The sequence below is a fragment of the Streptomyces nogalater genome (assembly GCF_039532885.1).
Classification (GTDB): Bacteria; Actinomycetota; Actinomycetes; order Streptomycetales; family Streptomycetaceae; genus Streptomyces; species Streptomyces nogalater.
Map to the genome: position 1 here is coordinate 48415 of NZ_BAAASM010000028.1, position 13242 is coordinate 61656.

General features: G+C 72.1%; 12 protein-coding genes. 4 read left to right on the forward strand and 8 right to left on the reverse strand.

Annotation, left to right across the window (positions count from 1 at the left end; translation table 11 throughout):
* Positions 1–15 precede the first annotated feature (15 nt).
* Positions 16–771: an alpha/beta fold hydrolase gene (locus ABD350_RS19030; RefSeq protein ID WP_344349351.1), complete on the forward strand. Its 756-nt coding sequence runs from the start codon at positions 16–18 to the stop codon at positions 769–771.
* A 13-nt stretch (positions 772–784) separates the two neighbouring features.
* On the opposite strand, the gene ABD350_RS19035 is transcribed toward ABD350_RS19030, so the two are convergent.
* A complete protein-coding gene (locus tag ABD350_RS19035; RefSeq protein WP_344349353.1) occupies positions 785–1384 on the reverse strand; it encodes a class I SAM-dependent methyltransferase in 600 nt (199 codons plus the stop codon).
* Between the two features lie 80 nt (positions 1385–1464).
* Positions 1465–1893, reverse strand: a complete 429-nt coding sequence (locus tag ABD350_RS19040) for a PPOX class F420-dependent oxidoreductase (RefSeq protein ID WP_344349354.1) — start codon at positions 1891–1893, stop codon at positions 1465–1467.
* Positions 1894–1984: 91 nt separating this feature from the next.
* Between ABD350_RS19040 and ABD350_RS19045 the strand changes: the two genes are divergently transcribed.
* Complete coding sequence (locus tag ABD350_RS19045) at positions 1985–2398, forward strand: roadblock/LC7 domain-containing protein (RefSeq protein ID WP_344349355.1); 414 nt, start codon at positions 1985–1987, stop codon at positions 2396–2398.
* Positions 2399–2524: 126 nt separating this feature from the next.
* Positions 2525–3811, forward strand: a complete 1287-nt coding sequence (locus ABD350_RS37960) for a DUF6397 family protein (RefSeq protein WP_382466790.1) — start codon at positions 2525–2527, stop codon at positions 3809–3811.
* Here ABD350_RS37960 and ABD350_RS19055 read toward each other — a convergent pair.
* Positions 3748–4614: an acyl-CoA thioesterase gene (locus ABD350_RS19055; RefSeq protein ID WP_344349356.1), complete on the reverse strand. Its 867-nt coding sequence runs from the start codon at positions 4612–4614 to the stop codon at positions 3748–3750. The genes ABD350_RS37960 and ABD350_RS19055 overlap by 64 nt on opposite strands.
* A gap of 40 nt (positions 4615–4654) precedes the next feature.
* The gene (locus ABD350_RS19060; protein ID WP_344349358.1) at positions 4655–7168 is read right to left on the reverse strand and encodes a DEAD/DEAH box helicase; all 2514 of its coding nucleotides are present in this window, start codon (positions 7166–7168) and stop codon (positions 4655–4657) included.
* A gap of 145 nt (positions 7169–7313) precedes the next feature.
* Here ABD350_RS19060 and ABD350_RS19065 point away from each other — a divergent pair, with 145 nt between their 5' ends.
* Positions 7314–8108, forward strand: a complete 795-nt coding sequence (locus ABD350_RS19065) for a metal-dependent hydrolase (RefSeq protein ID WP_344349359.1) — start codon at positions 7314–7316, stop codon at positions 8106–8108.
* Positions 8109–8272: 164 nt separating this feature from the next.
* Here ABD350_RS19065 and ABD350_RS19070 read toward each other — a convergent pair whose 3' ends face one another.
* The 4 genes from ABD350_RS19070 to ABD350_RS19085 all read right to left on the reverse strand — a co-directional run bounded on the left by ABD350_RS19070 (position 8273) and on the right by ABD350_RS19085 (position 13083).
* Positions 8273–8536: a type B 50S ribosomal protein L31 gene (locus tag ABD350_RS19070; RefSeq protein WP_344349360.1), complete on the reverse strand. Its 264-nt coding sequence runs from the start codon at positions 8534–8536 to the stop codon at positions 8273–8275.
* A 51-nt stretch (positions 8537–8587) separates the two neighbouring features.
* Positions 8588–9058: a DUF5709 domain-containing protein gene (locus ABD350_RS19075; protein WP_344349361.1), complete on the reverse strand. Its 471-nt coding sequence runs from the start codon at positions 9056–9058 to the stop codon at positions 8588–8590.
* A 444-nt stretch (positions 9059–9502) separates the two neighbouring features.
* Complete coding sequence (locus ABD350_RS19080) at positions 9503–11284, reverse strand: ABC transporter ATP-binding protein (protein ID WP_344349362.1); 1782 nt, start codon at positions 11282–11284, stop codon at positions 9503–9505.
* Positions 11281–13083, reverse strand: a complete 1803-nt coding sequence (locus ABD350_RS19085; protein ID WP_344349363.1) for an ABC transporter transmembrane domain-containing protein — start codon at positions 13081–13083, stop codon at positions 11281–11283. The genes ABD350_RS19080 and ABD350_RS19085 overlap by 4 nt, the downstream gene beginning before the upstream one ends.
* Between the last annotated feature and the right edge of the window lie 159 nt (positions 13084–13242).

The window sequence follows — 13242 nt, forward strand, 5'->3', positions numbered from 1 at the left end:
CACAGGGAGGGGCACATGCGGCAGGCCGCGTTCGACAGCAGGGGAAGCCACATCCGGTGGACCGAGGTGTCCGGGGCGGAGCCCGCCCGGGTGTACGTACACGGACTCGGATCCATGTCCGCCGTCTACCACGCCCACATCACCGCCCGGCCCGAGCTGGCCGGCAGGCGCGGCCTGTTCGTGGACCTGCCCGGGCACGGCACGAGCGACCGCCCCCAGGACTTCGGCTACACCCTGGACGACCATGCCCACGCGGTCGCGGTCGCGCTGGATACGGCCGGAGTCACGGGTGCCGAACTGATCGCGCACAGCATGGGCGGTGCCGTGGCCATCGTCCTTGCCGACCGCAGGCCCGACCTCGTCTCCCGGCTGGTCCTGACAGAGGCCAACCTGGACGCCTTTCCGCCGTCGACCGCCGCCAGCAGCGGTATCGCCGCCCACGAAGAGGAGGAGTTCGTGGCGACGGGGTACGCGCGCGTGCTGGACGCGGTCGGCCCGCTGTGGGGGGCCACCATGCGGCTGACCGACCCGCGCGCCCTGCACCGCAGCGCCGTGGGCTTGTGCCGGGGCTCCAGCCCCGTGATGCGTACGCTCCTTGAGGGGCTGTCCGTCGACCGCGTCTTCCTTCAAGGCGAGGACAGCGGCGAACTCGCGGGCCGTGAGGGCCTGGAAGCCGCCGGGGTCCGCGTGGTGACGGTGCCGGGCGCCGGGCACAACGTCATGTTCGACAATCCCGGCGCCTTCGCGGCAGCCGTCGCCGGAACGGACTGAACCGGCGCGATGGTCAGTCCTCGCGCACCGCGAGCGCGAGGAATCGGGCGTCCTCGTCCACGTACGACGTCATGCGCCAGCCCGAACATGCCAGCAGCGACCGGAGATTGGCCTCGGCCCGCAGGTCGTCAGGCGTGATCCGGCGTCCTTGGCGTGCCGCCAGGGCGGCACGGCCGATCGGATGGAAAAGCGCGAGCATGCCTCCCCGGCGCACCCCGCGGGCCAGCTCCCGCAGGTTGTCCGCCGGATGCGGCAGGTGGGCGATCAGTCCGGCCGCGAACACGGCGTCCAGGGAGCCCGAACGCAGCGGCAACGCGGCGACGTCCGCGAGCAGCAGCCGTCCCGCGCGGTGCCGGCCGGCCCGTACGGCGGCCTGGAGCATCGCCGGTGTCAGGTCGGCCCCCAGCACCACGCCGGAGGGGCCGACAGCGGCCCGCAGGGGCGGCAGGGCCCGCCCCGTGCCGCAGCCCGCGTCCAGAACGCGGTCCCCCTCGCGCAGTCCGAGGCCGGCGACGGCTGCCGCGTAGGCAGGGCCGTCATCCGGGAACCGGCTGTCCCAGTCGCCGGCCCGGGCGGTGAAGAATTCCTGGACGTGTGTGTGGTCGTCGCTCATGCCCCGCATGATTCCGCACCACCACCCGGTCCTCACCGGCGCCGCCGGTCACCGCCCGGGCCGCGACGCGTCTCCGCGGCTCAGGCCGCGAGATCCCGGACCGCCACCACATTGTCGACGCTGACACGCACGAGGAGTTCGCCCGGTACGCCGTTGCGGGCCCCGTACTCCTCGGCGCTGTCCTCGCCCACGTAGCGGGCCGCGATCCGGGTGGCCCACTGGCGGAGTTCGGCCAGATCCTCCGACACCTCGGCCTGGCCGTTCAGCACCACGAAGTGGAACGGCGGACGGTCGTCGTCCACGCACAGGGCGACCCGGCCGTCACGGGCCAGATTGCGCCCCTTCACGGTGTCCTTGCCGGTGGTGAGCACCAGGTCGTCTCCTTCGAGGAGGAACCAGACCGGGGCCACATGGGGGCTCCCATCAGCGCGAACGGTGGACAGTTTGCCGGTGCGGGTGCCGTCCGAGACGAACGCCCGCCATTCCTCATCGGTCATCTTCTCTGCCATGCGGCCATCCTGCTTGCCCGCGCGCCGGTCGTGGGGAAGGCTGGCGGAGAGTTCCTCCAGCCAGGGGGAGACATCACACGGGGAGAGGGACATGGCGCAGAACCAGGGCCTTGGCTGGCTCCTGGACGATCTGACCGAGCGGGTGGACCACGTCCGCCACGCGCTGGTCCTGTCGAACGACGGGCTGGTCACCGCGGCGAGCACGGGCCTACGCCGTGAGGACGCCGAGCATCTGGCCGCCGTGGCGTCCGGACTGCACAGCCTGGCCAAGGGCTCGGGACGTCACTTCGGCGCGGGCCGGGTGCGCCAGACGATGATCGAGTACGACGATGCCGTGCTGTTCGTGACCGCGGCCGGCACCGGCAGTTGTCTGTGCGTGCTCGCCGGGGCGGAGACCGACATCGGTCAGATCGCCTATGAGATGACCCTGCTCGTCAACCGGGTCGGCGAACACCTCGGCATCGATGCCAGGCAAGCCGAGCGAACTCGCAAAGCGGGCGCCTGACCTGCGCGTTTTCATGCCCCCGTGGAGTTATCCACAGGCCTGCCACGTCTCGCGACGAAACGGCTACGGTGGGTGCACGGCGAACGCGCTGGGCGTGAGCCAAGGACTCCACGGGGGAGTACGACCATGTCGGCCGACCTTTTCGATCCCACCCGCCCCACCACCTGCAAGCCGAGCCAGGCCGCCCGCGAACTGGGGCTCAAGCGAAGCGACTTCGACCGCGCCGTGCAGCTCGGCTGCGTCCGGACCGTGCCCGACGACGGCGGGGGAGGGGGCCGCCGGGTGGAACGCGCGGAGATCGAGCGCCTCCGCGCCCAGGAGGGTTTCCCCGACTCCCTCCTGGACCGGGTGCGGGTCGTGGGGACGGCGGAGGGGGCCGCCCTCATGGAGATCCCGGTCGGCAGGTTCACCCGCCTCGCCCGCCTGGGTCTGCTCGTGCCCGTCGCGTTCTACCTCAACCGCTACCGAGCCGTGGTCTGGCTCTATCCGGCGGAAGAGCTAGGCCGGTTCGCGACCGGAACGGAGAACGCGCACCTGCTCAAGGGGCGTACGCCCGAGACGCTGCGCGGCCAGTTGGCGGCGGGAGTGGACCTGCGGGCACGCAACTGGCGCGGACGCCGGCTGGGATTCCTGCTCCGGCAGGCCGAAGGCCCCTGGGCTCGCGCCGGGGCGGCGGCCGCCTTCCTCTCGCCGGTCGATGTCGCGGACATCGTCAAGGACCCGTACGAGCGGGCGCACCTGAACCGGTTCCGGTCCGCGCCACCCGGGCACGGTGTTCCCGGATCACCCGCCACGCACGTGGCCGAGCAGATCATGACGGCGCGGGACGCGGACGAGATCCACTGGCTGCGCAGCGAGCTGACGCGCCTGGTCGAGGAGGCCCGCAGTGCCTCGCCTGCCCCGCGCCCGGCCGCCCGCCGCGTCCCACCGGTGATCCGTACGGCGCCACGGCCCATCCCGCCGATGGCCCGTACGGTGACGGCTCCCGCGCAGGAGCCGAGGAGGTTCCCGGAACCGGCTGCCTCGCCCTCGGAACCGGAAAGCTCCTTCCCGGAGTCGACGCTACGACCCCCGGAGCCGGCCGCGCCGGCCGCGGAGCCGTCGGTACGACCCGCGTGGCCGACGGCACGGCTGCCCCAGCCGGCGGTACGGCCCCCGGAGCCGATGTCCGCCACGGGGCGGGCGGTGCGCTCGGCGGCGCCGACCGCACCCCGGGGCCACGGGCCGGCGCAGCCCGGACCGCAGCGGTCGCCCCGTGGTCTGCGGGCCTGGCTCCGACGGAGAAGTCCACGACGCACAGGACCCGCGCGGGGCATGAACGCCCCGTCACAAAGTCCTGGCCGCGGGGGCTACAGCGCCCGGAACAGACCTTCCTGGACGACCGAGACGAGCAGTCGTCCCTCCAGGTCGTAGATGCGGCCGCGGGCCAGCCCACGCCCACCGATGGCGATCGGGGACTCCTGGTCGTAAAGGAACCACTCGTCCGCGCGGAAGGGCCGGTGGAACCACATGGCGTGGTCCAGCGAGGCCAAGTCGAAGTTGCGCGGCCCCCACAGCGGTTCCACCGGGATGCGGACCGCGTCCAGGAGGGTCATGTCACTGGCGTAGGTCAGCGCGCAGGTGTGCACCAAGGGATCGTCGCCCAGCGGACTCACCGCGCGCATCCACACGGCACTGCGCGGCTCGGCCCCCTCGATCTCCTCGGCGTGCCAGCGCAGCCGGTCGACATAGCGGATGTCGAACGGCTGGCGGCGCGCCATCCGCTCCAACTGCTCCGGCAGCGTGCCCAGATGCTTGCGGATCTCCTCGGAGACCGTCGGCAGCGACTCCGGGTGCGGCACCTCGCGGGCCGGCGGCAGCTGGTGTTCGAAAGGTCCTTCCTCAGGCTTGTGAAAGGAGGCGGTCAGATTGAAGATCGTGCGGCCCTGCTGCACGGCCGTGACCCGGCGCGTGGTGAAGGAACGCCCGTCGCGGACCCGCTCCACCTGGTACACGATCGGCACGCCCGGCCGGCCGGGGCGCAGGAAGTACGCGTGCAGTGAGTGCACCGGGCGGTCGCCGTCCGTGGTGCGGCCGGCGGCGACCAGCGCCTGGCCGGCCACCTGGCCGCCGAAGACCCGCTGGAGGGACTCCTGCGGGCTGCGGCCACGGAAGATGTTGACCTCTATCTGCTCCAGGTCGAGCAGGTCGACCAGTCTCTCGGCCGGATTCGTCATCGATGGGTTTCTCCTTGGCTTGCCACTGGCCGGGAACGGCTCACAGCTGGCCGACGTCGGTGACACGGACGATCGCACGGCCCTCGGAGTCGGAGGCCGCGAGGTCGATCTCCGCGCTGATGCCCCAGTCGTGGTCGCCGTTCGGGTCGTCGAAGATCTGGCGGACGCGCCAGAGGCCGTTCTCCGGCTCCTCCTTGATGACGAGGAGCTTGGGACCACGGGCGTCGGGGCCGGTGCCGAGGTCGTCGTACTCGTCCCAGTACTTGTCCATCGCCTCGCCCCAGGCGTCGGCGTCCCAGCCGGACTCGGCGTCCAGCTCGCCCAGTTCCTCGACCTGGTCCAGGGCGGCCAGCTCCACGCGGCGGAACATGGCGTTGCGGACGAGGACCCGGAAGGCGCGCGCGTTGGTCGTGACCGGCTTGACCTCGTCGGCCTTCTCCTGGGCCTCCTCGGCGGTCATCTCCTCCGGGTTGGCGAGCTGCTCCCACTCGTCCAGCAGACTGGAGTCCACCTGGCGCACCATCTCGCCCAGCCACTCGATCAGGTCCTGCAGGTCCTCGGACTTCAGGTCGTCCGGGATGGTGTGGTCCAGGGTCTTGTAGGCGCTGGCGAGGTAACGCAGCACGATGCCCTCGGTGCGGGCCAGCTCGTAGAAGGACACCAGCTCCGTGAAGGACAACGCCCGCTCGTACATGTCCCGGACCACCGACTTCGGCGACAGCGGATGGTCGCCGACCCACGGGTGGCTCTTGCGGTAGGTGTTGTAGGCGTGGAAGAGCAGTTCTTCCAGCGGCTTCGGGTACGTGATGTCCTGCAGGCGCTCCATGCGCTCCTCGTACTCGACGCCGTCCGCCTTCATCGCGGCCACGGCTTCACCGCGCGCCTTGTTCTGCTGGGCGACGAGGATCTGCCGCGGGTCGTCCAGGGTGGACTCGACCACGGAGACCATGTCGAGGGCGTAGGACGGCGACTCGGGATCGAGCAGTTCGAACGCGGCCAGGGCGAACGTGGACAGCGGCTGGTTCAGCGCGAAGTCCTGCTGGAGGTCGACCGTGAGCCGGACGATACGGCCCTCGGCATCGGGCTTGTCGAGCTTCTCGACGATTCCGCCGTCGAGCAGCGAGCGGTAGATCGCGATGGCCCGGCGGATGTGCCGCAGCTGTTGCTTGCGCGGCTCGTGGTTGTCCTCCAGGAGGTGGCGCATCGCCTGGAACGCGTTGCCCGGACGGGCGATCACCGACAGCAGCATCGTGTGTGTCACGCGGAAACGCGAGGTCAGCGGCTCGGGTTCCGACTCGATCAGCTTCTGGAAGGTGTTCTCCGTCCAGCCGACAAAGCCCTCCGGCGCCTTCTTGCGCACTACCTTGCGCCGCTTCTTCGGGTCGTCACCCGCCTTCGCCAGCGCCTTCTCGTTCTCGATGACGTGCTCCGGCGCCTGCGCGACCACGAGGCCCGCGGTGTCGAAACCGGCCCGGCCGGCCCGGCCCGCGATCTGGTGGAACTCACGGGCCCGCAGGGTGCGCACCCGGCTGCCGTCGTACTTGGTCAGCGCCGTGAACAGCACGGTACGGATCGGCACGTTGACGCCCACGCCGAGCGTGTCCGTGCCGCAGATGACCTTCAGCAGTCCGGCCTGGGCGAGCTTCTCCACCAGGCGCCGGTACTTGGGCAGCATGCCGGCGTGGTGCACGCCGATGCCGTGCCGCACGTAACGGGAGAGGTTGCGGCCGAACTTGGTGGTGAAGCGGAAGTTGCCGATCAGCTCGGCGATCTGGTCCTTCTCCTCGCGCGAGCACATGTTGATGCTCATCAGCGCCTGCGCCCGCTCCACGGCCTGCGCCTGGGTGAAGTGCACGATGTACACCGGGGCCTGCTTGGTCTCCAGCAGGTCGGTGAGCGTCTCGGTGAGCGGGGTCAGCTTGTACTCGTAGGACAGGGGCACCGGTCGGGTCGCGGAGCGGACCACCGAGGTGGGGCGGCCGGTGCGGCGGGTGAGATCCTTCTCGAAGAAGGACACATCGCCCAAAGTGGCCGACATCAGGATGAACTGCGCCTGGGGGAGCTCCAGCAACGGGATCTGCCAGGCCCAGCCGCGGTCGCCCTCGGCGTAGAAGTGGAACTCGTCCATGACGACCTGGCCGACGTCCGCGTCCTTGCCGTCCCGCAGCGCGATCGACGCCAGCACCTCGGCGGTGCAGCAGATGACGGGCGCGTCGGCGTTCACGGAGGCGTCGCCGGTGAGCATGCCGACGTTCTCGGTGCCGAAGAGCTTGCACAGCTCGAAGAACTTCTCCGACACCAGGGCCTTGATCGGTGCCGTGTAGAAGGTGACCTCGTCCCGGGCCAGCGCGGCGAAGTGCGCGCCCGCGGCGATCATGCTCTTGCCGGACCCGGTGGGCGTCGACACGATCACGTTCGCCCCGGAGACCACCTCGATCAGCGCCTCCTCCTGGTGGGGATAGAGGGTGAGACCGCGCTCCTGAGCCCAGGACTCGAAGGCTTCGTACAGGGCGTCGGGGTCGGCGGTCGGCGGCAGCTGATCGATGAGGGTCACGTCCCCATCTTGCCTGGCCTACCGCCCGAGCGGGGAATCGGCTGCGGGTACGAAGATCATGGAAGCTACGCTGTGTGGCCGGCGAGGCGTCAGCGCACCAGGTCAACTGGGTGGCGCGACATAAGAAATGGGGCGGGAAGCGGCCATGATGGGACCAGCACACTCTCTGTCGGGGGCCGCGGCCTGGCTGGGGGTGGGCGCCGCCACAGCGGCGGCCGGCCACCCCATGCCCTGGCCCGTCCTCCTCTGCGGCGCTCTGATCTGCGCCGGCGCCGCGCTCGCCCCGGACCTCGACCACAAGGCGGCCACCATCTCGCGGGCCTTCGGGCCCGTCTCCCGCGGGATCTGCGAGATCGTGGACAAGCTGTCGTACACCGTCTACAAGGCGACCAGGAAGCAGGGCGACCCGCGCCGCTCCGGCGGACACCGCACGCTGACGCACACCTGGGTGTGGGCGGTCCTGATCGGGGCGGGCTGCTCCGCCGTGGCGATCACCGGGGGTCGCTGGGGTGTACTGGCGATCCTCTTCGTGCACATGGTGCTGGCGATCGAAGGTCTGCTGTGGCGGGCGGCGCGCGGCTCCAGCAGCGATGTCCTGGTCTGGCTGCTGGCGGCGACCAGCGCCTGGATCCTGGCGGGAGTGCTGGACAAACCGGGCCACGGTTCCGACTGGCTGTTCACCGGGCCGGGGCAGGAGTACCTGTGGCTCGGGCTGCCGATCGTGCTCGGCGCGCTGGTGCACGACATCGGGGACGCGCTGACCGTGTCCGGCTGCCCGATCCTGTGGCCGATCCCGGTGGGCCGCAAGCGCTGGTACCCGGTCGGCCCGCCGAAGGTGATGCGGTTCCGGGCGGGCAGCTGGATCGAGCTGAAGGTGCTGATGCCGGCGTTCATGCTGCTCGGCGGGGTCGGCTGCGCCGCGGCCCTCAACATGATCTGACCGAGCCGGCGGCACCGCCTCACGACCGGGCGGAGCCGTCGCGGGCAGGCCGTGACCGGGCCGGCTCATCGGGACCGGGCGGCGGTTCGGGCGCGCTCTTCGGACCAGGCAGGCAACGGGCGGGCTCCTCGGTGGTGGCCCGCGATACGGCGGACATCGCCGGATCAGCTCGGCTCGCCCTTGTCCGCCGTGCCGTACCGACGCTCGAAGCGGGCGACGCGGCCCTCGGTGTCGATCGTACGGGCCTTGCCGGTGTAGAAGGGGTGGCTCTCCGAGGAGATCTCCACGTCGATCACCGGGTAGCTCCGGCCGTCGTCCCACTCGATGGTCTGCTCGCTCTGCGCGGTGGACCGGGTCAAAAAGGCGTACCCGGCGGCGCGGTCACGGAAGACCACGGGGTGGTAGTCGGGGTGCTTGTCCTGCTGCATGGCGGCTCCTCGGGTCGGGAGGTCGGGACGGAGGCGTCCGGACCGTCCGGCTCAGCCGGGGAGGGCGTCCTCGTCGACGATATGCACCGCGGCCTCCTCGGCGGAAGCGGCGGCACCGTCGATGCCGACATCGGTGGCGACGAGCGCGGCCTCATCGTCCTCGTGCGCGCCCTCGTCGGGGGCCACCAGCCGGCCGGACCGGAAAGAGCCGACCTCATTGTCGAGGGGTTCCCCGTCGGTGCTCTCGCAGTCCCCGATGCCGTCACCGTCGGGCGGGGAGAGGTCGGGCAGCTCTTCGGCGAGCCGCTGGTCGAGGGTCTCGCCCGCCTGGCGTTCGGCCGCCGTCACACCGATGTGCTCGACCGCCCACGGCCGCTCGGGAGGGGACCAGCCGCGGTCGAGGGGCTCGGCGACGCCGTCGAAGTCCAGTGTGTCCTCGACGTCGAGCACCCCCGAGTCCTCCGGGATCTCCGAGGGATCGGGCTGGTAGACGTCATCCCCCCAACCGTCGGCGCTGTCCACGACTACCTCCAGAAGGTGAGGACGGCCGGATGCCGCCCCAGCGGGCGGCGGGCCGTCGGCACACGCGGCACGGGGGCCGTACGCCGTGAACCGGCTGGTCTGCGGGCGCGCCCCGAACCGCTGCCGCTTTCCAGCCTTCCACCCCGGATCGGCACCGCGCAACGGCACGGGCCCGGCGCCGGCGCGCAGCCGCGCGGCGGACCGGCCGGCGCCCGCGCCCTAGGCGGGCAGCCCCTCGCTGTCGCCGACCGCGCTTCCGTCCCGGCCGGGTCCGCCTTCGCTGTCGTCGTCGACGCCTACGCCCCTGCTGGAGTGACCCCCGCCACCCCTGCCACCCCCGCCATCGCCGGCGCTCCCGTGCGCACCCCGTGGGAGCCGGCCTCCGCCACCTCGCCGAGAAAGGCGTCCCGCGCGGGCGTGCCCACCAGCGCCCCCGTCCCGTCCTCACCCGTGCCAGGAGCGCCACAGGGCCGCGTAGGCGCCCTCCGCCGCGACCAGCTCCTCGTGGCTGCCCAGCTCGCTGATCCGGCCGTTCTCGACGACGGCGATCACGTCGGCGTCGTGGGCGGTGTGCAGCCGGTGGGCGATGGCCACCACGGTGCGGCCGTCGAGGACCCGTGCCAGGGAGCGTTCCAGATGGCGGGCCGCGCGGGGGTCGAGCAGCGAGGTGGCCTCGTCCAGCACCAACGTGTGCGGGTCGGCGAGCACCAGCCGGGCCAGCGCGATCTGCTGGGCCTGCGCCGGGGTCAGCACGAGACCGCCGGAGCCGACCTCGGTGTCCAGGCCGTCGTCCAGCGCCCGCGCCCAGCCGTCCGCGTCGACCGCGCCGAGGGCCGCCCACAGCTCGGCGTCCGTGGCATCGGTGCGGGCCAGCAGGAGGTTGTCGCGCAGGGAGCCCACGAAGACGTGGTGCTCCTGGTTGACCAGGGCGACATGCGCGCGGACGCGCTCGGCGGGCATCCGGGACAGCTCCGCGCCGCCCAGGGTGACCCGGCCGTCCCGGGGCGCGTAGATCCCGGCGAGCAGCCGGCCCAGGGTGGACTTGCCCGCACCGGACGGGCCGACCAGGGCCAGCCGGGTGCCCGGAGCGACCCGCAGGGAGACCTCGCGCAGCACGTCGACGCCCTCCCGGTAACCGAAGCGCACCCGGTCGGCGTCCACGACCCGTCCCGCCGGGGCCAGCGCCGCGTCCCCGGCGTCCGGCTCGATGTCCCGGACACCGACCAGCCGGGCCAGCGACACCTGGGCGACCTGCACCTCGTCGTACCAGCGCAGGATCAGGTTGACCGGGTCGACCAGCATCTGCGCGATGAGGGCGCCGGTGGTCAGCTGGCCCACTCCTATCCAGCCCCGCAGTACGAACACCCCGCCGACCATCAGCACCGAGCCGAGCACGAGGAGGTGGACGGTACTGATGACCGGGAAGAGCACGGAGCGGAGCCAGAGCGTGTACCTCTCCCACCCGACCCACTGCGAAATCCGCTGCTCGGAGAGGGCCACGCGGCGGGCGCCGAGGCGGTGCGCCTCGATGGTGTGGCCCGCGTCCACCGTCTCGGCGAGCGCGGCGGCGACGGCGGCGTACCCGGCGGCTTCCGAGCGGTAGCCGGCCGGCGCCCGCTTGAAGTACCAGCGGCAGCCGATCACCAGGACCGGCACGGCGAGCAGCACGGCGGCGGCCAGCGGCGGGGCCGTCACCACCAGCCCGCCGAGCAGCAACAGGGCCCACACGACACCGATGGCCAGCTGTGGCACGGCCTCGCGCATGGCGTTGGCCAGCCGGTCGATGTCGGTGGTGATACGGGAGAGCAGATCGCCGGTGCCCGCCCGTTCCAGCACGCCCGGCGGCAGCCCCACGGACCGGACGAGGAAGTCCTCGCGCAGGTCGGCCAGCATCCGCTCGCCGAGCATCGCGCCCCGCAGCCGTACCTGCCGGACGAACACGGCCTGCACGGTGAGCGCGAGCACGAACAGTCCGGCGGTCAGCCCCAGGTGGAGTTCCCGGGTCTCGTCCGACACCCGCTCGACCAGGCCGCCGAGCAGGTACGGGCCCGCCATGGAGGCGACGACGGCCACCGTGTTGACGGCGATGAGCAGCAGGAAGGCCCGGCGGTGCCGGCGGAACAGCTCGGTGACGTAGGCGCGCACGGTCGCGGCGGCGCCGACGGGCAGCGTGGTGGCGGTCGTCGGGGCCGCCGGGTCGTAGTCCGGCGGTGCGACGCCGATCATGCGCTCTCCTCGATCTCTTCCAGCTCCTGGAGCTCGTCCAGCAGCGTGCCGTCGGCGGCAGCCGGTTCCGCGTCGGTCTCCCGGGTCACCACGGCCCGGTACCGGGGTTCGCCGTCGACCAGTTCGCGGTGCGGGCCGACCGCCGCGACCCGGCCCTCGTGCACCAGCGCGACCTGGTCCGCGCGGTCGAGCAGCAGGGGCGATGAGGTGAACACCACGGTCGTCCGTCCCGACCGCAGCCGGCGCAGCCCGTCCGCGATCCGGGCCTCGGTGTGCGAGTCGACCGCGGAGGTCGGCTCGTCCAGCACCAGCACCTCCGGGTCGGCGATCAGCGACCTGGCGAGGGCCAGCCGCTGGCGCTGGCCGCCGGACAGGGACCGGCCGCGCTCGGTGATCCGGGCGTCCATCGGATCCGCGGCTTCGAGCGAGCCCTGCACGAGCGCGTCCAGCACGTCTTCGCACTGGGCGGCGGCGAGCGCGTCCGCGGCCCGCACCGCACCGGAGGAGGGCACGTCCAGCAGCTCGCGCAGCGTGCCGGACAGCAGCACCGGGTCCTTGTCCTGGACGAGGACGGCGGTGCGGGCGCTGTCGAGGGGCAGTTCGTCCAGGGGCACCCCGCCCAGCAGCACCGACCGGTCCGGCTCCGAAGCGTGGCCGCCGAGCCGCTCGGCCAGCCTGCCCGCCGCGTCCGGGTCACCGCACACCACGGCGGTGAACCGCCCGGCGGGAGCGAGCAGACCGGTCGCCGGGTCGTACAGGTCGCCGTCCGGCACGTCGGCCTCGCGGGTGCCGTCGGTGGCCGTGGACCGTTCCAGCGACAGCACACGCGCGGCGCGCTTGGCCGAAGGTCGGGAGAAGGAGTACGCCATGGCGATCTCCTCGAAGTGCCGCAGCGGGTAACTGAGGATCATGACCGCGCTGTAGACGGTGACGAGTTCGCCCACGCCGATCCGGCCCTCGCGGGCCAGGTCGATGCCGCGCCAGACGACCGCGATCAGCAGCAGTCCGGGCAGCAGCACCTGGACGGCGGAGATCAGCGACCACATCCGGGCGCTGCGCACGGCGGCGTGCCGTACCTCCTGGGAGGCCCGGCGGTAGCGGTCCAGGAACAGCTCCTCGCCGCCGATGCCGCGCAGTACCCGCAGGCCCGCGACCGTGTCCGAGGCCAGTTCGGTGGCCCGGCCCGCCTTCTCGCGCTGCACGTCGGCGCGGCGGGTCGCCCGGGGCAGCAGCGGCAGCACCGCGAGCGCCACGACGGGCAGGCCCACGGCGACGATCACGCCGAGCGCGGGCTGGTACACGACCAGGCCGACGCCGACGATCACCACCGTCACGGCGGCGGCGGTGAAGCGGGAGACGGCCTCGACGAACCAGCCGATCTTCTCCACGTCGCCCGTGGACACGGATACCACCTCGCCGGCGGCCACCCGCCGGGTCAGGGCGGAGCCCAGGTGGGCGGCCTTGCGGGCCAGCAGCTGCTGGACGCGGGCGGCGGCGGTGATCCAGTTGGTGACGGCGGCGCGGTGCAGGAAGGTGTCGCCGACGGCGAGCCCCGCTCCGCACAGCACCAGCAGACCCCCCGTCAGGGCGAGCCGGCTGCCGGAGCGGTCGACGGCCGCCTGCACGGCGAGACCGACGCAGAAGGGCAGAGCGGAGACGGAGACGAAATGGAGCAGGCCCCAGGCGAGCGACTTCAGCTGACCGCCCAGCTGGTTGCGCCAGAGCCACCACAGGAATCGGGGACCCGAGCGCGCGTCGGGCACGCCCGGATCGGGATACGGAAGGTCTTGGATCTGCATGACGTCCCAGTGGCTCGTGTCAGGGCAGGGGAGGAGCGGAACGCCGCGGTCAGCGGCAACAAGCCGTGAAAGGTTGACGTCATGCGGTGGTGAATTTCAAACAGTTTTTCCCGACGGCCCCCGGAATCGGCCGCGTTCCGGCCACGGCACCGCCGTCCG

What these genes read in the sequence shown, in the direction of transcription:
- ABD350_RS19080 (WP_344349362.1), bottom strand. Translation starts at nt 11,284, where the DNA reads ATGATCGGCGTCGCACCGCCGGACTACGACCCGGCGGCCCCGACGACC.
- ABD350_RS19040 (WP_344349354.1), bottom strand. Translation starts at nt 1,893, where the DNA reads ATGGCAGAGAAGATGACCGATGAGGAATGGCGGGCGTTCGTCTCGGAC.
- ABD350_RS19085 (WP_344349363.1), bottom strand. Translation starts at nt 13,083, where the DNA reads ATGCAGATCCAAGACCTTCCGTATCCCGATCCGGGCGTGCCCGACGCG.
- ABD350_RS37960 (WP_382466790.1), top strand. Translation starts at nt 2,525, where the DNA reads ATGTCGGCCGACCTTTTCGATCCCACCCGCCCCACCACCTGCAAGCCG.
- ABD350_RS19030 (WP_344349351.1), top strand. Translation starts at nt 16, where the DNA reads ATGCGGCAGGCCGCGTTCGACAGCAGGGGAAGCCACATCCGGTGGACC.
- ABD350_RS19045 (WP_344349355.1), top strand. Translation starts at nt 1,985, where the DNA reads ATGGCGCAGAACCAGGGCCTTGGCTGGCTCCTGGACGATCTGACCGAG.
- ABD350_RS19035 (WP_344349353.1), bottom strand. Translation starts at nt 1,384, where the DNA reads ATGAGCGACGACCACACACACGTCCAGGAATTCTTCACCGCCCGGGCC.
- ABD350_RS19065 (WP_344349359.1), top strand. Translation starts at nt 7,314, where the DNA reads ATGATGGGACCAGCACACTCTCTGTCGGGGGCCGCGGCCTGGCTGGGG.
- ABD350_RS19070 (WP_344349360.1), bottom strand. Translation starts at nt 8,536, where the DNA reads ATGCAGCAGGACAAGCACCCCGACTACCACCCCGTGGTCTTCCGTGAC.
- ABD350_RS19055 (WP_344349356.1), bottom strand. Translation starts at nt 4,614, where the DNA reads ATGACGAATCCGGCCGAGAGACTGGTCGACCTGCTCGACCTGGAGCAG.